This is a genomic window from Enterobacter sp. ku-bf2, assembly GCF_001742765.1.
Lineage (GTDB): Bacteria > Pseudomonadota > Gammaproteobacteria > Enterobacterales > Enterobacteriaceae > Enterobacter > Enterobacter quasiroggenkampii.
Window position 1 is genome coordinate 1,438,199 of record NZ_MDVW01000001.1, and the last position, 18,718, is coordinate 1,456,916.

14 protein-coding genes are annotated in these 18,718 nt (G+C 53.6%); 4 read left to right on the forward strand and 10 right to left on the reverse strand.

Annotated elements, in window-relative coordinates; translation table 11 throughout:
- Positions 1-19: 19 nt before the first annotated feature.
- The 9 genes from lpxK to BFG58_RS06965 all read right to left on the reverse strand — a co-directional run bounded on the left by lpxK (position 20) and on the right by BFG58_RS06965 (position 11,664).
- Positions 20-997: a tetraacyldisaccharide 4'-kinase gene (gene lpxK, locus BFG58_RS06925; RefSeq protein WP_045908384.1), complete on the reverse strand. Its 978-nt coding sequence runs from the start codon at positions 995-997 to the stop codon at positions 20-22.
- Positions 994-2,742 carry a lipid A ABC transporter ATP-binding protein/permease MsbA gene (msbA, locus tag BFG58_RS06930; protein WP_045908385.1) on the reverse strand — a complete coding sequence of 583 codons (1,749 nt, stop codon included), beginning with the start codon at positions 2,740-2,742 and terminating at the stop codon, positions 994-996. Before msbA ends, lpxK begins: the two co-directional genes overlap by 4 nt.
- A 35-nt stretch (positions 2,743-2,777) precedes the next feature.
- Positions 2,778-5,042 carry a ComEC family protein gene (locus BFG58_RS06935; protein ID WP_069719503.1) on the reverse strand — a complete coding sequence of 755 codons (2,265 nt, stop codon included), beginning with the start codon at positions 5,040-5,042 and terminating at the stop codon, positions 2,778-2,780.
- 214 nt (positions 5,043-5,256) lie between these two features.
- The gene (ihfB, locus tag BFG58_RS06940) at positions 5,257-5,544 is read right to left on the reverse strand and encodes an integration host factor subunit beta (protein WP_008499965.1); all 288 of its coding nucleotides are present in this window, start codon (positions 5,542-5,544) and stop codon (positions 5,257-5,259) included.
- Between the two features lie 170 nt (positions 5,545-5,714).
- Positions 5,715-7,388 carry a 30S ribosomal protein S1 gene (gene rpsA, locus BFG58_RS06945; RefSeq protein ID WP_008499966.1) on the reverse strand — a complete coding sequence of 558 codons (1,674 nt, stop codon included), beginning with the start codon at positions 7,386-7,388 and terminating at the stop codon, positions 5,715-5,717.
- A gap of 111 nt (positions 7,389-7,499) precedes the next feature.
- Positions 7,500-8,183, reverse strand: a complete 684-nt coding sequence (gene cmk / locus BFG58_RS06950) for a (d)CMP kinase (protein WP_024907794.1) — start codon at positions 8,181-8,183, stop codon at positions 7,500-7,502.
- Between the two features lie 184 nt (positions 8,184-8,367).
- Positions 8,368-9,651, reverse strand: a complete 1,284-nt coding sequence (aroA, locus tag BFG58_RS06955) for a 3-phosphoshikimate 1-carboxyvinyltransferase (RefSeq protein ID WP_069719504.1) — start codon at positions 9,649-9,651, stop codon at positions 8,368-8,370.
- Between the two features lie 69 nt (positions 9,652-9,720).
- On the reverse strand, positions 9,721-10,809 hold the full coding sequence (gene serC / locus BFG58_RS06960) for a 3-phosphoserine/phosphohydroxythreonine transaminase (RefSeq protein WP_045908388.1): 1,089 nt from the start codon (positions 10,807-10,809) through the stop codon (positions 9,721-9,723).
- 162 nt (positions 10,810-10,971) lie between these two features.
- Positions 10,972-11,664 carry a DUF421 domain-containing protein gene (locus tag BFG58_RS06965; protein ID WP_069719505.1) on the reverse strand — a complete coding sequence of 231 codons (693 nt, stop codon included), beginning with the start codon at positions 11,662-11,664 and terminating at the stop codon, positions 10,972-10,974.
- Between the two features lie 127 nt (positions 11,665-11,791).
- On the opposite strand from BFG58_RS06965, the gene ycaO reads away from it, so the two are divergent.
- The 4 genes from ycaO (at position 11,792) to pflA (ending at position 18,094) form a co-directional block, all read left to right on the forward strand.
- Positions 11,792-13,552: a 30S ribosomal protein S12 methylthiotransferase accessory factor YcaO gene (gene ycaO, locus BFG58_RS06970; RefSeq protein ID WP_045417297.1), complete on the forward strand. Its 1,761-nt coding sequence runs from the start codon at positions 11,792-11,794 to the stop codon at positions 13,550-13,552.
- A gap of 406 nt (positions 13,553-13,958) precedes the next feature.
- Positions 13,959-14,816, forward strand: coding sequence for a formate transporter FocA (gene focA / locus BFG58_RS06975; protein ID WP_008499974.1), 858 nt, complete (start codon positions 13,959-13,961; stop codon positions 14,814-14,816).
- 51 nt (positions 14,817-14,867) lie between these two features.
- Positions 14,868-17,150, forward strand: a complete 2,283-nt coding sequence (gene pflB, locus BFG58_RS06980) for a formate C-acetyltransferase (protein WP_023310992.1) — start codon at positions 14,868-14,870, stop codon at positions 17,148-17,150.
- Positions 17,151-17,353: 203 nt separating this feature from the next.
- The gene (pflA, locus tag BFG58_RS06985) at positions 17,354-18,094 is read left to right on the forward strand and encodes a pyruvate formate lyase 1-activating protein (RefSeq protein ID WP_069719506.1); all 741 of its coding nucleotides are present in this window, start codon (positions 17,354-17,356) and stop codon (positions 18,092-18,094) included.
- Positions 18,095-18,130: 36 nt separating this feature from the next.
- On the opposite strand, the gene BFG58_RS06990 is transcribed toward pflA, so the two are convergent.
- Positions 18,131-18,661: an anti-virulence regulator CigR family protein gene (locus tag BFG58_RS06990; protein ID WP_024907800.1), complete on the reverse strand. Its 531-nt coding sequence runs from the start codon at positions 18,659-18,661 to the stop codon at positions 18,131-18,133.
- Positions 18,662-18,718: the final 57 nt, after the last annotated feature.

The following is an 18,718-nucleotide window of genomic DNA, read 5'->3' on the forward strand; positions in this document are numbered from 1 at the left end:
ACCAGAACCGCGTAAGCCTTTAGTGCACCAACGCAATCAGTTCCTTGAGCAAATGTTCCGGCTGCTCACCGCTGAGTTCGGCGTCAACCGGCAGATACCACCAGTTATCTTTCGCAAAGGCGCGGCATTTCACCGCATCTTTTTCGGTCATGATCAGCGACTGCCCGGGTGCGGTCAGGGCGTCTACCTGCCCTTCCACCAGCGCCTGATGGTCGGCCAGCGGAACGCGTTTTTCCAGCCGGGCACCACACTGTTCCAGCGTCGCGAAGAAGCGCGGCGGATGACCAATGCCCGCCATCGCTACCAGTGAAGGCAACTCTGAAACCGACCGGCGTTCCCCCGTCACCAGGTTGATTGCCAGACCCGGCTGCAGGTGCATCGGGATTTCACCCGTTTTCGCCTCCCCCCCGTTCACGATCACCGCATCAACGGATTTCAGACGTGAAGCGCGTTCGCGCATGGGCCCGGCAGGTAACCACCAGCCGTTACCAAAACGGCGAACGCCGTCGATGACCACAATCTCTTTATCACGCGCCAGGGCGTAATGCTGCAGACCATCGTCAGTGATGATGATTTGTACCGCGTGTTCGGCAAGCAGTGCCTGTACGGCATCGCTGCGCACCGGGGAAACCGCGACCGGTACGCCGGTACGCTGGAAAATCAATACCGGTTCATCACCCGCTTCAGCCGTCGTGGTTTCCGCCGTCAGCAACAGCGGGTAATGCGACGCTTGACCACCATATCCGCGCGATACCACGCCCGGGCGTATACCGCGTTTTTGTAACTGCTCTACCAGCCAGATCACCACCGGCGTTTTGCCGTTGCCGCCCGCCGTAAGATTACCGACAACCACAACCGGCACCGGCGCGCGCCAGGCCCGCTTCACCCCCAGACGATAAAGCAGGCGGATGATGCCGCTCACCAGGCCGTAGAGCCAGGAGAGCGGCAAAAGCAGCAGCCACAGCGGGGATTCACCGGACCAGATGCGTGCAATCATTCGCCGAACTGCATCTTATGAAGCTGAGCGTAAACGCCGCGGTGTTCCAGCAGGTCAGCATGGCTTCCACGCTCAACAATGATACCGTCCTCAACCACGACGATTTCATCAGCCTGCTCGATAGTCGACAGACGGTGCGCAATCACCAGCGAGGTACGGTTCTTTTGCAGCTCATCCAGCGCGGACTGAATCGCGCGTTCAGATTCCGTATCCAGCGCAGAGGTCGCTTCGTCCAGGATCAGGATCGGGCTGTCGCGCAACAGCGCACGGGCAATGGCGATACGCTGACGCTGCCCACCGGAGAGCAGTACGCCGTTCTCACCGATGATGGTATCCAGACCGTTATCCATCTTGTTGATAAAGTCCATCGCGTAAGCCATACGCGCGGCGTTCTCAATCTGCTCGCGGCTGTACTCTTCAGTACGCGCATAGGCAATATTGTTTGCCACGGTATCGTTGAACAGGTGCACGTTCTGAGAGACCAGCGCTACCTGATTACGCAGCGACTGCAGGGTATACTCCCGCAGGTCGTGGCCGTCTAACAGAATTTCACCTTCGTCAATGTCGTAGAAACGGGTGATCAGGCTGGCAATGGTCGATTTCCCCGAGCCAGAACGGCCTACCAGCGCAACGGTTTTCCCCGCCGGAATGGTCAGGTTGATATTGCGCAGAGCCGGTGTTTCGCGGCCAGGATAGGTAAAGGTCACATTGCGGAACTCAACGTCGCCGTTCGCGCGCTCAATGACGCGTTTGCCTTCATCTTTTTCCTGCTCGGAATCCAGAATGCTAAACAGGGTCTGGCAGGCGGCCATCCCACGCTGGAACTGGGCATTCACGTTCGTCAGTGACTTCAGCGGACGCATCAGGGCAATCATTGAGGAGAAGACCACGGTAATGGTACCCGCCGTCAGCGTCTCCATGACGCTCGGGAAGCTTGCTGCATACAGGACGAACGCCAGTGCCAGCGAGGCAATCAGCTGAATAATCGGGTCAGAGATGGAAGAGGCCGAGACCATTTTCATCCCCTGCAGACGCATTTTGTTGCTGACTTTATCAAAGCGTTTGGTTTCGACGTCCTGACCACCAAAAATCAGCACTTCTTTATGCCCTTTCAGCATCTGCTCTGCGCTGGTGGTCACCTGCCCCATCGTGTTCTGCATATTCTTACTGATATTGCGGAAGCGCTTTGACACGACGCGGATAGCAATGGAAACCACCGGTGCCAGAACGATAAGGATAAGCGACAGCTGCCAGCTGTAGTAGAACATCATCACGAACAGGCCGATGATCGACGCGCCCTCGCGCACAACGGTAATCAGCGCGCTGGAAGAGGAAGAAGCAACCTGCTCGGAGTCGTAGGTAATACGCGACAGCAGCGTCCCGGTTGACTGCTTGTCAAAGAACGCAACCGGCATGCCCATCATGTGACTGAACAGTCGACGGCGCATGGTCATCACCACTTTCCCGGATACCCAGGAAATGCAGTAGCTTGAGATATAGCTGGTGATACCGCGTAAGATCATCAGTCCGATAACCACCAGAGGCATCCATAGCAGCACTGAGCGATCCGTTTTACCAAAACCGTCATCCAGTAACGGTTTAAGAAGCGATAGCATAAAAGTATCGCTGGCTGCGTTGAGGATTAACGCTACACCCGCCACGATCAAGCCTGCTTTAAAAGGGGCAATCATCGGCCAGAGTCGGCGGAACGTTTGCCACGTGGAGAGATCTTTGTCGTTATGCATTCAAAAAACCAGCATTGTTGAAATAGCCGCATATTCTACCCGTTATCGACGGGCGCGCCAAACCACTGATGATACCAACGTGGTAAAATTTGCTCTCGCAAGCGCCGGATTTGCCAGTGATGTTGCGAGAATGTCACCGATATTTGTCCTGAGTGAGGGGTATCGTGCCAGATATACCCCTCTTTTCGATAGCGTCGGACAACTTTTGGCGACGGGAAATGCCATGCGTTATAGCGGGCCGCGGAATCCAGGGCAATCTGTCCTCCCACCCGCTGTACCAGCGGCAATGAAGACGAGGTATTGCTGCCATGATGGGGCACCTGTATCAACGTGGACGTCATATAGCGCCAGTAATGGCTAAGCATAGCCTGTTCCGCTTGCGCTTCAATATCTCCTGTTAACAGAACACTTTGCTCCCCGTCGTCCACCTTTACCACGCAGGAACGGTTATTCCCCTGGGCCGGGTAATTTTCAGGGGGCCAGTGGACGGTGAAGGTTAACCCCTGCCATTCCCATTTCTGCCCACGAAAACAGGGGCGGTGTCCCGTCCTGCGCAACGGGCTTCTTATCCATATATCCGGCCATGCTTTTTGCAACGAAACGAGGCCTCCTGCATGGTCGAGGTGTTCATGACTGAGAATCACCCCGTCTGGCCGCAGGTGATGCCAGCGAAGCCAGGGAATAATTAACCGCTGCGCGCTGACTCCGTCCGGCCAGGCGAGCCCGGTATCATAAAGAATGGCTTTTCCCTGCCTTTCAATAACCATGGCCAGCCCCTGCCCCACGTCCAGCATATGCAGCGTCCAGCTCTCGCTTTTTGCCGCTCGCCAGACGGGAAACGTCAGTAAGACGCTGCCTGCAAGACAAACGGCAGGAACGGTTTTCCAGGCACGAAAACGCCAGGCAATGATGATCAACCACGGCAGTAATGCCATGGTTTGCCAGCGTTGATCGACATTCTGCCAGCCATCAGGCAGGCGCATCAGTAGCCAGAAGAGTCCCGCAAGCGACTTATCGGCAGCAAACCAGATGGCACTTTCAACCGCTGCCAGCGGTAGCAGATGGAGCAGCATACCGAGCAGGATCAGCGGGACGGAGACAAACGTTACCAGGGGCACGGCAAAGAGATTCGCGACCAGGGATGAGAGGCTGAAGCCATGGAAAATCAGAACCTGTAACGGCATGAGCAGAAGCAACATGCCGACCTGCAGATAAATCAGGTTCACTAGCGGCTGTATACGTCTTGCCCACTGCCAGTCAGGAAGCGGCAGCCACTGAAACCAAAAAATCAGCGCGGCGACGGCAAAGGCTGACAAAGCCAGACTCTGCGAAAGTACGGCTAACGGATCGTTTAACAGTATCGCCGCGATACAGCACCCCCATACCTGCCAGGGCGACCATTGACGGCCAGCGATCCGCAACATGGCAAGCACAGCAAGTGCGATGACCGTCCGCAGCGCAGGCGGTTGCAGGCCGGTAAGCCAGGCGTAGAAAGCAGCAAAGATTAACCCGGCAAGGAGAGGCATTTGCCAGTGTACCCGATGGCTGGGTAATAAAAACTGGAGTCCACGTGCAAGTAACCAGACGAGAGAGGCTGCCAGTGCGATATGCAGACCCGAAATCGCCATCAAATGCAGCGTGCCGGTTTCCCGCATCAGATCTTTTATTTCCCGCGGTACATCCAGGCGTTCCCCCATCCCAAGGCCCAGGATAACCGCTCCCCATGGATAAGCTGAAAGTCGGTTTTGCAACGACAGCAGATATTGCGCTCGCAGGCTGCAGCGCCCGTCGACGAGTTCCGCACGGGTGAAGCGCCCGCTCAATGTTTGATGTCGGGCAAAAGCGCTGCGCTGAGCATCATAACCGCCGTCGTTCAGTTCGCCGTGTGCAGGCCTGAGCCTGAGCGTCATGGTCCAGCGCTGACCGGCACAGGCTTTCTGCGGCAGATAATTGCCATACAGCGTTACGCCGGTGGAGGCCCACCAGCGCTTGCCATCGACGCTGCGAATGTTTCCCTGATGCAAAGTGGCACCGTCGGTCGCGGTGAGCTCTACCTCAGCCTGCACGGCCCCCGTTGTTAAATGCTGCATCGGCCAGACGCTCTCTTGCGCGGCCAGAATGCCCCACGCACAAAATAACAGCGTGATACCAGCATACTTCACTCGACGGTTTTGCCATGCAGCAAGCACTATCCCGCCAGCCACCATGACCCACACGGCGTAAGGTGACGGCAATTCAGGTAACCAGAGTAACGGAACTATCGCCAGCATGGCGCAGACACTAAGCGCGGGAATTCCCATTGCTACCTCCCTGTTTCAGGGTGGCAGTATGCAAGCAGGTTGAGCGGGTCGTCAGGTGTGAAGGATGCGATTTACAGCAAGCGCAGCAAGGTATTTTACGGGTTGCAGAAAACGAAACGGAAAATGCGGGGCACCTTCAGAAAGAAAGCGACGGGTACAAAAAAAGCACCCGCAGGTGCTTTCTTTCGAACCCAGTTTAACCGGCTGGCTAAACTCAGTTGCCGTAAATATTGGCGCGATCGCGCAGTTCTTTACCCGGCTTAAAGTGTGGAACGTACTTACCTTCCAGCTCGACTTTATCGCCAGTTTTCGGGTTACGCCCGGTACGTGGAGCACGATAGTGCAGAGAAAAACTACCGAAACCGCGGATTTCAATGCGCTCGCCCTGGGCAAGAGTGGAGGCCATATGCTCCAGCATCTCTTTTACGGCATCTTCCACTGCTTTGGCAGGGATATGCGGTTGCTGACTGGCAAGTCTTTCAATCAATTCTGACTTGGTCATGATTCCTCCGGTTCCTTTCAAACCAATTAGCTGAACAGCTCATTAAACAAGGGCGGCCGTAGCCGCCCTTTGTTATTGATTACAGGACGAATCCTGTAATCTGTCAAGTTTGCTCCTCATCCTTCGCGCTGTAAATGCATTACAGCGCACATGATGCTGAGAACCTGATATTACTCGCCTTTAGCTGCTTTGAAAGCTTCAGCCATTGCGTTGTTAGAGAAGTTTGCATCTTCCTGTTTGTTAACAGTTGCGATTGCATCTTTCTCATCAGCTTCGTCTTTAGCACGAACAGACAGGCTGATTGCACGGTTCTTACGGTCAACACCGGTGAACTTAGCTTCAACGTCGTCGCCTACGTTCAGAACCAGAGTGGCATCTTCAACGCGGTCACGGGAAGCTTCAGAAGCGCGCAGGTAACCTTCAACGCCGTCAGCCAGTTCTACGGTTGCGCCTTTAGCGTCAACTGCAGTCACTTTACCGTTTACGATTGCGCCTTTCTTGTTCAGTGCAACCCAGTTGTTGAACGGATCTTCTGCGAGCTGTTTAACGCCCAGGGAGATACGCTCACGCTCTGCGTCAACCTGCAGAACAACTGCAGCGATTTCGTCGCCTTTTTTGTATTCACGAACTGCTTCTTCGCCTGCAACGTTCCAGGAGATGTCAGACAGGTGAACCAGGCCATCGATGCCGCCGTCCAGGCCGATGAAGATACCGAAGTCAGTGATAGACTTGATTTTACCTTCAACACGGTCACCCTTGTTGTGGGTTTCCGCGAACTGCTGCCATGGGTTGTTTTTGCACTGCTTCAGGCCCAGGGAGATACGACGACGTTCTTCGTCGATATCCAGAACCATCACTTCCACTACATCACCAACGTTAACAACTTTGGATGGGTGGATGTTTTTGTTGGTCCAGTCCATTTCGGAAACGTGCACCAGACCTTCAACGCCTTCTTCGATTTCAACGAAGCAGCCGTAGTCAGTCAGGTTGGTTACGCGACCAGTCAGTTTAGTACCTTCTGGGTAACGCTTAGCGATAGCTACCCATGGATCTTCGCCCAGCTGTTTCAGGCCGAGGGATACACGAGTACGCTCACGGTCGAACTTCAGCACTTTAACAGTGATTTCGTCGCCCACGTTCACGATTTCGCTTGGGTGCTTAACGCGTTTCCACGCCATGTCGGTGATGTGCAGCAGGCCATCAACGCCGCCCAGGTCAACGAATGCGCCGTAGTCAGTGAGGTTCTTAACGATACCTTTGACTTCCATGCCTTCCTGCAGGTTTTCCAGCAGCTGATCGCGTTCTGCGCTGTTTTCGGATTCGATAACGGCACGACGGGAAACAACAACGTTGTTACGCTTCTGGTCCAGCTTGATTACTTTGAACTCAAGCTCTTTGCCTTCCAGGTGCAGAGTGTCACGAACTGGACGAACGTCTACCAGAGAACCTGGCAGGAACGCACGAATACCATTCAGCTCAACAGTGAAGCCACCTTTAACTTTGCCGTTGATAACACCGACCACAGTTTCAGCTTCTTCGTAAGCTTTTTCCAGCGTGATCCATGCTTCGTGACGTTTCGCTTTCTCACGAGAAAGCAGGGTTTCACCGAAGCCGTCTTCTACTGCGTCCAGAGCAACGTCAACTTCGTCGCCAACCTGGATTTCCAGCTCGCCCTGGGCGTTTTTGAACTGCTCTGCCGGAATGGCGGACTCAGATTTCAGACCGGCGTCAACCAGTACTACGTCTTTGTCGATAGCAACAACAACACCGCGAACGATGGAACCCGGGCGGGTTTCGATTTCTTTTAAGGATTCTTCAAACAGTTGAGCAAAAGATTCAGTCATGTTTAATCTTCAGGTTAATATTAACGTCCACCTGGCTCCGTGCCGGATGGGGTTGTTTCACATACCCGCCGTCAATCCCTTGCAGCGGGGGTACTGCTAAATCGGTCGCGATTACGCGAGTGCCAGTTTTTGGCGCGCATATTGTAGCGCTTTTTCAATCACTTGCTCAATAGTTAAACTGGTTGAATCCAGAACTAATGCATCTTCTGCTGGAACAAGTGGGGCGACGGCGCGGTTACGATCGCGGTCATCGCGCTCTTTTATCTCGGATAAAAGGCGATCAAAGTTAACACTAAACCCCTTTTCCTGCAACTGAAGCATGCGGCGTTGAGCACGTTCTTCCGAAGAGGCGTCAAGGAAAATTTTCACAGGTGCATCAGGGAATACCACGGTTCCCATATCGCGTCCGTCTGCGATCAAGCCCGGTGCTTCACGAAACGCGCGCTGACGACGTAACAGCGCCTCACGAACGCGCGGGAAGGCTGCTACCTGGGAGGCCGCATTCGCCACTTCCTGGGTACGAATTTCCCCGCTCACGTCTTCCCCTTCAAGGATGACTTCCAGGTTGCCATCGGTCGACACGAAACGCACATCAAGATGCGCAGCCAGCGGAACCAGCGCTTCTTCAGACGCCACGTCCACATGATGATGCAGCGCAGCCAGAGCCAGCACGCGATAGATTGCTCCCGAATCTAAAAGATGCCATTGCAACGCTTCCGCCATCGCTTTGCACAGAGTCCCTTTCCCTGCGCCACTCGGCCCATCAATGGTGATTACCGGGGCAATTGCCGTCATCTTTTTCTCCTTAAATAAGGCATACCGTTTACATGAACGCCGCGCATTATACGCGTCAACGTGCGCAACTGTTACCTTTGCGTGCAAATTACGGATTGATTGAAGCAGAGTGTAGAAGAAATGAACGGAAGTGTTCGTCAGGAAGCGTAAGGAAATGCCGCATCGGGTGATGCGGCAGGCGTTATCAGGCCAGCGTGCTAATGCGTGCCAGCTGTTCGAAGTAGTCCGGGAACGTTTTCGCCGTACATTTTGGATCAAGAATGGTGACAGGCTTGTCTGACAACGCCACCAGCGAGAAGCACATCGCCATACGGTGATCGTTGTAGGTTCCGATCTCGGCAACCTGCAGTTTTGCAGGAGGCGTGACGCGAATGTAGTCTTCGCCCTCTTCCACCTCAGCGCCGACCTTACGCAGCTCAGTCGCCATCGCGAACAGTCGGTCGGTTTCTTTTACGCGCCAGTTGTAGATATTACGCAGCGTGGTGGTGCCTTTTGCAAACAGCGCCGCTGTGGCAATGGTCATCGCCGCATCCGGAATATGGTTCATGTCCATGTCGATGGCCTTCAGCTCGCCGCGGGTACAGGAGATGAAATCATCGCCCCAGGTCACAACCGCGCCCATTTTCTCCAGCACGTCCGCAAAACGGATATCGCCCTGCACGCTGTTGCGGCCAATACCGGTCACCTTCACGGTACCGCCTTTGATCGCGCCCGCCGCCAGGAAGTAGGAAGCCGACGAGGCGTCGCCTTCAACAAGATAGCTGCCCGGAGACTGGTACTGCTGCGCCCCACGTACTACGAAGCGCTGATAAGACTGGTTTTCCACCTCGACGCCGAAGGTTTTCATCAGATGCAGCGTGATATCGATATACGGTTTGGAGACTAGCTCGCCTTTAATCGTAATTACCGTATCCTGCGGTGCCAGCGGCGCGGCCATCAGCAGCGCGGTCAGGAACTGGCTGGAAACGCTGCCGTCAACCTCGACGTGACCGCCGGTAAAGCCCCCGCGCAGACGCAGTGGCGGATAATTTTCCTGCTCCAGATACTCAATCTGCGCGCCGCCCTGACGCAGGGCATCCACCAGATGACCAATCGGACGCTCTTTCATGCGCGGCTCACCGGTCAGCACAATGTTGTTGCGCCCAAGACACAGAGCCGCCGCCAGCGGACGCATCGCGGTACCCGCGTTGCCCAGAAACAGCTCAAGCTCTTCACCCGTCTGCAGCGCGCCGCCGTTGCCGGTCACTTCGCAGCGGGTGCGATCGTCGGAGAGAGTGTAATGAACGCCCAACGCTTTCAGCGCATTGAGCATATGGCGCACGTCATCGCTGTCCAGCAGGTTTGTAAGGACGGTGGTGCCGTTTGCCAGTGCTGCCAGCAGCAGAGCGCGGTTCGAGACACTTTTTGAACCAGGCAGATTAATGGTGCCATCTACCCGCGCGATAGGTTGTAACGTCAGGGATTCCATGAAAACTTAACTCTCAACTCAACATAATAAAAACCCCGCAGCAGGGCTACGGGGGTGAAAACAGCGCAATTAACCGTGGCGACGTTCGAAGTCGATCATGAAATCGGTCAGAGCTTTAACGCCTTCCAGCGGCATCGCGTTATAGATGGAGGCACGCATGCCGCCCACGACACGGTGACCTTTGAGCGCGTGCAGGCCTGCCGCGAAGGACTCTTCCAGGAACACTTTATCCAGGTTGCTGTCCGCCAGCTGGAACGGCACGTTCATGCGGGAACGGTTAGCTTTCGCCACATCGTTGCGGTAGAAATCGCTCTTGTCGATCACGCCATACAGCAGTTCGGCTTTCTGCTGATTCACTTTGTCCATCTGCGCCACGCCGCCGTTTTGCTTCAGCCATTTGAAGACCAGGCCGGAGAGGTACCAGGCAAACGTCGGTGGGGTGTTGAACATAGAATCGTTGTCGTTCAGCACGGTGTAATCAAGAATCGACGGGCAGGATGTATGCGCTTTACCCAGCAGATCTTCACGCACGATAACAATCGTCAGGCCTGCAGGGCCGATATTTTTCTGTGCGCCCGCGTAGATCACGCCATAACGGCTGACGTCAATTGGCGCAGACAGAATGGTGGAGGAGAAGTCAGCGGCAACCACGACATCGCTGCCGAAGTTTGGCGTCTCGTCGATGGCAATGCCGTCAATGGTTTCGTTCGGGCAGTAGTGCAGATACGCGGCGTTATCAGAAAGCTGCCACTCGCTCATTGGCTTCACGGCGCGCAGGCCGTCAACAGTCACTTTGGCGTCGATCACATTCGGCGTGCAGTATTTGTGCGCTTCTTTCACCGCACTGGCCGCCCAGTAGCCTGCGTCAACGTAGTCTGCCGTCGTTTTATCGCCCAGGATGTTCAGCGGTACGCCCGCAAACTGGCCGCGCCCGCCGCCGTGACAGAACAATACTTTGTAGTTCGAGGGAATATTCAGCAGATCGCGAAAATCCTTTTCTGCCTCTTCCGCCACCTGAATAAACTCTTTACCCCGGTGGCTGATTTCCATCACCGACGTTCCCAGACCGTTCCAGTCACAAAGTTCCTGTTGAGCCTGTTTAAGCACGTCTGCCGGTAACATTGCCGGACCTGAACTGAAATTAAAGACTTGAGCCATTTCCCCTCACCACGCTAAAAGCCATAAGTTATAACTGTGGATATCGGTTTTATCATTCAGTGACACGCGCCGCAATGTCTAAAACTTATGACCCGTGAAATGTGCCCCACGTCACACAAAACAATCTGCCGCCTCGCCAGGACAAAACCGACAAAATGGCTGTCAGGTGATGCGTTTAGCCCGGCTAACCTTCGTCCATTCCGGATTTGCACAGCGGGGGCATAATTGACGATCCCCCGGCTGCATCGCGACAACATGGCTACATCTCACGCAGGCATACTCGCCTGACTCAGGTATGGTTCTGAAACGCTCGATCAGCATATCCGGCAGGATGCACAATCCCGGCCTCACCTCATCGTCAGAATAGTAATAGACGCTAATCTGCCCGTTGGTTTCCATGATCGCCAGACGCACCTGCCCGAGCTGTTCCACGCTGTTGAGGCGTAGCTCCATAAAGAACTCAAACTCGGTCATATTGGCGCTCTGAACGTTTTCCCAGGCCAACTGACCGTCCTCGACGATAACGACCGGCTTCCCTTCAAGCAGATCTTCCAGCTTTTCACTTTTCGACATCAGCCACATGACAAGCCGGTAAAGCAGCGCCAGGGAGACAAAAACGATGAAGACCGGCACCATCGGCACATCATCATAGAAGGCGACATCCCCCGCCGCGGACCCCAGCGTCAGGATAATCAATACTTCAAAGAGCGACATCTGCCTTACGCCACGGCGGCCCGTGATTTTGAGAAACAGGAACACGAGGACGAAGGTATACAGGCTGCGAAGCGCGACTTCGCCTAAAAACTCTGGAGGGACTTTATCAAACGCCATCCGCTGGAGATCAAACGCTTTCATTTTTCTATGCCTTAACAGTAGGTTACTGAGTGTAAGCATAGCTCAGGCATTTATTTTCGCCGAAGATAGCACCCGTCACGCAAAACCCGTATCATTGCGCGCTTTACGTACGATAAAAGTGAACGCCATGACTCAAACGTTTATCCCCGGCAAAGACGCCGCTCTGGAAGATTCCATCGCTCGCTTCCAGCAGAAACTGACCGACCTGGGTTTTAACATCGAAGAAGCCTCCTGGCTCAATCCGGTGCCTCATGTCTGGTCCGTGCATATTCGCGATAAAGACTGTGCCCTGTGCTTTACCAACGGTAAAGGCGCGACGAAAAAAGCGGCACTGGCCTCCGCGCTGGGTGAGTATTTTGAGCGTCTGTCCACCAACTATTTCTTCGCTGACTTCTGGCTGGGCGAAACCATCGCCAACGGCCCGTTCGTTCACTATCCGAACGAAAAGTGGTTCCCACTGACGGAAGATGACGAATTGCCGGAAGGTATTCTCGACGCGCGTCTGCGCGCTTTCTACGATCCGGAAAACGAACTGACCGCCAGCATGCTGATCGATCTGCAGTCCGGAAACGACGATCGCGGTATTTGCGCCCTGCCCTTTACCCGTCAGTCTGACGAGCAGACCGTCTATATCCCGATGAACATCGTCGGCAACCTGTATGTGTCTAACGGCATGTCCGCCGGTAACACCCGCAATGAAGCGCGCGTACAGGGTCTGTCTGAAGTCTTCGAGCGCCACATCAAAAACCGCATTATTGCCGAATCCATCAGCCTGCCTGAAATTCCGGCAGACGTGCTGGCGCGCTACCCGGGCGTGGTGGAATCCATCGCCAAACTGGAAGCAGAAGGTTTCCCAATCTTCGCGTATGACGGCTCGCTGGGCGGCAAGTATCCGGTGATCTGCGTCGTGCTGTTTAACCCGACCAACGGTACCTGCTTCGCCTCCTTCGGCGCGCACCCGGACTTCGGCGTGGCGCTGGAGCGTACCGTCACTGAGCTGCTGCAGGGCCGTAGCCTGAAAGATCTCGACGTGTTTACGCCGCCAACGTTTGACGATGAAGAAGTGGCCGAGCATACCAACCTCGAAACCCACTTCATCGATTCCAGCGGCTTAATTTCCTGGGATATGTTCAAGCAGGACGCGGACTATCCGTTCGTGGACTGGAGCTTCGCCGGTACCACGGAAGAAGAGTTCGCCACGCTGATGGCGATCTTCAACGCGGAAGACCAGGAAGTGTACATTGCCGACTACGAGCACCTGGGCGTTTACGCGTGCCGCATCATCGTGCCTGGCATGTCTGATATCTATCCAGCGGAAGACCTGTGGCTGGCAAACAACAGCATGGGCGCCCATCTGCGCGAAACGCTGCTGGCTCTGCCGGGCAGTGAATGGGAGAAAGAAGATTATCTGAACCTGATCGCCCAACTGGACGAAGAAGGCCACGATGACTTCACCCGCGTACGCGAACTCCTGGGTCTGGCGACCGGTAAAGATAACGGCTGGTATACCCTGCGTATCGGTGAACTGAAAGCAATGCTGGCACTTGCGGGTGGCGATCTGGATCAGGCCCTGGCCTGGACCGAGTGGACCATGGAGTTCAACCAGTCGGTCTTCTCTGCCGAGCGCACCAATTATTACCGTTGCCTGCAAACCCTGCTGCTGCTTGCACAGGAAGAGGATCGCGAACCGCTGCAATACCTGAATGCTTTCGTGCGTATGTACGGGGCTGAGGCCGTTGAAGCAGCCAGCGCGGCCCTGAGCGGCGAAGCGCCGTTCTATGGCCTGCAGGCTGTTGATAGCGATCTGAAAGCCTTCCCGGCGCATCAGTCACTGCTGAAGGCCTACGAAAAGCTGCAGAAAGCAAAAGCTGCTTACTGGTCAAAATAAGCGCACATAACATTACCAGCAGTAGGCGTATTCAATCGTCTGGGCTATATTACGGGGCAATTTCATTGCCCCGTTTTTTATTTTCTTCGGCAATGATTGTTGATTGTAATAATAAAGTTAAACACGGGTAAATATAATAATATTGATCTGGGCTTTACTGTTACTTTTTATGGTTAATACTCCATATTAATTAACTGATAAAGAGGTGGCTGAACGAAAAAATTCAACTCTTTTCATAACTTTTAAAATTTATTTTTATACGGATAATCAAACACTTACTCCGCATTTGCTGTAAATCCATACACACTGCGGGCCTATAAGCCAGGCGAGATATGATCTATATCAATTTCTCTTCTATAATGCTTTGTTAGTATCTCGTCGCCGACTTAATAAAGAGAGAGTTAGTGTGAAAGCTGACAACCCTTTTGATCTTTTACTCCCTGCTGCGATGGCCAAAGTTGCCGAAGAAGCAGGTGTCTATAAAGCAACGAAACACCCGATGAAGACGTTCTATCTGGCGATCACGGCTGGTGTGTTCATATCTATCGCTTTCGTCTTCTACATCACCGCCACCACCGGTACTGCCGGAATGCCTTTCGGCATGGCCAAACTGATTGGCGGCATTTGTTTCTCACTGGGTCTGATTCTTTGCGTCATTTGCGGCGCCGACCTCTTCACCTCAACGGTGCTGATTGTCGTGGCAAAGGCCAGCGGAAGAATTACCTGGGGTCAGCTGGCACGTAACTGGCTTAATGTTTACGTGGGTAACCTGGTTGGCTGTCTGCTCTTTGTTTTGTTGATGTGGCTTTCTGGCGAGTACATGACCGCCAACGGTGGCTGGGGCCTTAACGTCCTGCAAACCGCCGACCACAAAATGCACCACACATTTATCGAAGCCGTTGCTCTCGGCATCCTCGCTAACCTGATGGTCTGCCTGGCTGTATGGATGAGCTACTCGGGTCGTAGCCTGATGGACAAAGCCTTAATTATGGTTCTGCCGGTTGCGATGTTTGTTGCCAGCGGCTTTGAGCACAGTATCGCGAATATGTTCATGATCCCAATGGGCATTGTTATCCGCGACTTTGCGAGCCCGGAGTTCTGGACCGCAGTTGGTTCATCCCCGGAAAGTTTCTCTCACCTGACTATTATGAATTTCATTACTGATAACCTGATCCCTGTCACTATCGGGAACATTATCGGTGGGGGTCTGTTAGTTGGGTTGACATACTGGGTCATTTACCTGCGTGGCGACGATCATCATTGATGGTTTTCTCAGGCAGTAAATAAAAAATCCACTTAAGAAGGTAGGTGTTACATGTCCGAGCTTAATGAAAAGTTAGCCACAGCCTGGGAAGGTTTTGCGAAAGGTGACTGGCAGAATGAAGTAAACGTACGTGACTTCATTCAGAAAAACTATACCCCGTATGAAGGTGACGAATCCTTCCTGGCTGGCGCAACTGACGCGACCACCAAGCTGTGGGACAGCGTAATGGAAGGCGTTAAACTGGAAAACCGCACTCACGCGCCAGTTGATTTTGACACCTCCGTTGCTTCCACCATCACTTCTCACGATGCTGGCTATATCAACAAAGCCCTTGAGAAAATCGTTGGTCTGCAGACTGAAGCACCACTGAAACGCGCAATCATCCCGTTCGGTGGTATTAAAATGGTTGAAGGTTCCTGCAAAGCGTATAACCGCGAGCTGGACCCAATGCTGAAAAAAATCTTCACCGAATACCGCAAAACCCACAACCAGGGCGTATTCGATGTTTACACCAAAGACATTCTGAACTGCCGTAAATCTGGCGTTCTGACTGGTCTGCCAGATGCGTATGGCCGTGGCCGTATCATCGGTGACTACCGTCGCGTTGCGCTGTACGGTATCGACTTCCTGATGAAAGACAAGTACGCGCAGTTTGTTTCCCTGCAGTCCGATCTGGAAAACGGCGTAAACCTGGAAGCGACTATCCGTCTGCGTGAAGAGATCGCTGAACAGCACCGCGCGCTGGGTCAGATCAAAGAGATGGCGGCTAAATACGGCTGCGATATCTCTGGTCCGGCTACCAACGCTCAGGAAGCTATCCAGTGGACCTACTTCGGCTACCTGGCCGCAGTTAAGTCTCAGAACGGTGCAGCGATGTCCTTCGGTCGCGTATCCACCTTCCTGGATGCTTACATCGAACGTGACCTGAAAGCAGGCAAAATCACCGAGCAAGACGCTCAGGAAATGATTGACCACCTGGTCATGAAACTGCGTATGGTTCGCTTCCTGCGTACGCCTGAATACGATGAGCTGTTCTCCGGTGACCCAATCTGGGCAACTGAATCCATCGGCGGTATGGGCGTTGACGGCCGTACTCTGGTGACCAAAAACAGCTTCCGCTTCCTGAACACCCTGTACACCATGGGTCCTTCTCCGGAGCCGAACATCACCGTTCTGTGGTCTGAAAAACTGCCTCTGAACTTCAAGAAATTCGCCGCTAAAGTGTCCATCGACACCTCTTCTCTGCAGTACGAGAACGATGACCTGATGCGTCCGGACTTCAACAACGACGATTACGCTATCGCTTGCTGCGTAAGCCCAATGGTTGTTGGTAAACAAATGCAGTTCTTCGGTGCGCGTGCAAACCTGGCGAAAACCATGCTGTACGCTATCAACGGCGGCGTTGATGAAAAACTGAAAATGCAGGTTGGTCCTAAGTCTGAGCCGATCAAAGGCGACGTTCTGAACTTCGACGAAGTGATGGACCGCATGGATCACTTCATGGACTGGCTGGCGAAACAGTACGTCACTGCGCTGAACGTTATCCACTACATGCACGACAAGTACAGCTACGAAGCTTCTCTGATGGCGCTGCACGACCGTGACGTTATCCGCACCATGGCGTGTGGTATCGCAGGTCTGTCCGTTGCTGCTGACTCCCTGTCTGCAATCAAATATGCGAAAGTTAAACCAATTCGTGACGAAGACGGTCTGGCTATCGACTTCGAAATCGAAGGCGAATATCCGCAGTTTGGTAACAACGACTCTCGCGTTGATGACATGGCGGTTGACCTGGTAGAACGTTTCATGAAGAAAATTCAGAAACTGACTACCTACCGTAACGCTATCCCGACTCAGTCTGTTCTGACCATCACCTCTAACGTTGTGTATGGTAAGAAAACCGGTAACACCCCAGACGGTCGTCGTGCTGGCGCGCCATTCGGCCCAGGTGCAAACCCAATGCACGGTCGTGACCAGAAAGGTGCGGTTGCCTCTCTGACTTCCGTTGCTAAACTGCCGTTTGCTTACGCGAAAGATGGTATCTCTTACACCTTCTCTATCGTGCCAAACGCGCTGGGTAAAGACGACGAAGTGCGTAAAACTAACCTCGCGGGTCTGATGGATGGTTACTTCCACCACGAAGCGTCCATCGAAGGTGGTCAGCACCTGAACGTGAACGTCATGAACCGTGAAATGCTGCTCGACGCGATGGAACACCCTGAGAAATATCCTCAGCTGACCATCCGCGTATCTGGCTACGCAGTACGTTTTAACTCCCTGACTAAAGAACAGCAGCAGGACGTTATCACCCGTACTTTCACTCAGTCCATGTAAGTGGAATTGACTGAAATCACGCGTTAACAAGCGTACAATAAAGGCTCCACGTCAGTGGGGCCTTTTTAGCACCCTCTCCACCTCAGTCTCTTTTGTCCGCTATCTATACTGAATGGATAACAGCCAAAACAGACTTAACACAGCCGGCTTTGAGCTGTGCATACACAGGCCCGGGACGGGCCGATGATGGAGATATCACCGCAATGTCAACTATTGGTCGTATTCACTCCTTTGAATCCTGTGGCACCGTCGATGGCCCGGGCATCCGCTTTATCACCTTTTTCCAGGGCTGCCTGATGCGCTGCCTGTACTGCCATAATCGCGACACCTGGGACACGCACGGCGGTAAAGAAGTCATCGTTGACGATCTGATGAAAGAGGTGGTGACCTATCGCCACTTTATGAACGCCTCCGGTGGCGGTGTGACCGCATCCGGCGGTGAAGCCATTCTTCAGGCTGAATTTGTCCGCGACTGGTTCCGCGCCTGCCACAAAGAAGGCATTCATACCTGCCTGGATACCAATGGCTTTGTACGTCGCTACGATCCGGTAATTGATGAACTGCTCGAGGTGACCGATCTGGTGATGCTCGATCTCAAACAGATGAACGATGAGATCCACCAGAACCTGGTGGGCGTCTCCAACCACCGCACGCTGGAGTTTGCCAAATACATTGCCGATAAAGGCATCAAAACCTGGATCCGCTACGTGGTGGTACCAGGCTGGTCAGATGACGACGACTCCGCGCACCGCCTGGGGGAATTCACCCGCGACATGGGCAACGTCGAGAAAATCGAGCTTCTGCCCTATCACGAGCTGGGTAAACATAAATGGGTGGCCATGGGTGAAGAGTACAAGCTTGATGGCGTGAAGCCGCCGAAAAAAGAGACGATGGAACGCGTCAAAGGTATTCTTGAACAGTACGGTCACAAAGTGATGTATTAAAGAAAAGGCCCGGTAAAAACCGGGCCTTTTTATATTCTATTTAAAGACGCCGTTAATAACGGACGTCACAATGGCAGTACTCAGCGCAATTAAGACCAGGTCGTCACCCACTACGCGCCATTCATAACCGGGATAGGAAGGAAGCTGGTCCAGCATTGAGGCCGGCACGGCCTTCTTCGCAATACCCGGAGGCAGTGGTTTACCGCGCGCCAGGTTTTTTGCAATCCCCGGAGGCAGAGACTTATAGCCCGTTAAGCCGTAATTCACGGCCAGATGGCGGGCATGATCGAAGCTCACGCGAGCATCAACGTCATTACCGACATCTTTGCTGTTTTTAACGCCCTTATCCGATTTACCAGGGTTATCCTGACCGTTATTTTGTTTATTACCATGGTTACCGGCGTTACCAGAATTCCCGTTACCATGATTGCCGCTGTTACCCTGTCCGCCTCCGTTTCCGTGACCATTGCCATTCCCGTTGCCAGGATTAGCCATGACCGGAGCCGTTGCAAACGTTAAAGACAACACTACGGCCAGTGCGGTAGTGGAAAAACGACGAATAGACATGATTGCTGCCTTATTGTGGTAGGACTCACCTGAATTATCGTCCGGCGCAATAAACAA

Bases quoted from the DNA above. Each gene is read 5' to 3' on its own strand.
- BFG58_RS06935 (WP_069719503.1), bottom strand. From the start codon at position 5,042: ATGGGAATTCCCGCGCTTAGTGTCTGCGCCATGCTGGCGATAGTTCCG.
- pflA (WP_069719506.1), top strand. From the start codon at position 17,354: ATGTCAACTATTGGTCGTATTCACTCCTTTGAATCCTGTGGCACCGTC.
- aroA (WP_069719504.1), bottom strand. From the start codon at position 9,651: ATGGAATCCCTGACGTTACAACCTATCGCGCGGGTAGATGGCACCATT.
- msbA (WP_045908385.1), bottom strand. From the start codon at position 2,742: ATGCATAACGACAAAGATCTCTCCACGTGGCAAACGTTCCGCCGACTC.
- serC (WP_045908388.1), bottom strand. From the start codon at position 10,809: ATGGCTCAAGTCTTTAATTTCAGTTCAGGTCCGGCAATGTTACCGGCA.
- pflB (WP_023310992.1), top strand. From the start codon at position 14,868: ATGTCCGAGCTTAATGAAAAGTTAGCCACAGCCTGGGAAGGTTTTGCG.
- BFG58_RS06965 (WP_069719505.1), bottom strand. From the start codon at position 11,664: ATGAAAGCGTTTGATCTCCAGCGGATGGCGTTTGATAAAGTCCCTCCA.
- ycaO (WP_045417297.1), top strand. From the start codon at position 11,792: ATGACTCAAACGTTTATCCCCGGCAAAGACGCCGCTCTGGAAGATTCC.
- lpxK (WP_045908384.1), bottom strand. From the start codon at position 997: ATGATTGCACGCATCTGGTCCGGTGAATCCCCGCTGTGGCTGCTGCTT.
- ihfB (WP_008499965.1), bottom strand. From the start codon at position 5,544: ATGACCAAGTCAGAATTGATTGAAAGACTTGCCAGTCAGCAACCGCAT.
- rpsA (WP_008499966.1), bottom strand. From the start codon at position 7,388: ATGACTGAATCTTTTGCTCAACTGTTTGAAGAATCCTTAAAAGAAATC.
- BFG58_RS06990 (WP_024907800.1), bottom strand. From the start codon at position 18,661: ATGTCTATTCGTCGTTTTTCCACTACCGCACTGGCCGTAGTGTTGTCT.
- cmk (WP_024907794.1), bottom strand. From the start codon at position 8,183: ATGACGGCAATTGCCCCGGTAATCACCATTGATGGGCCGAGTGGCGCA.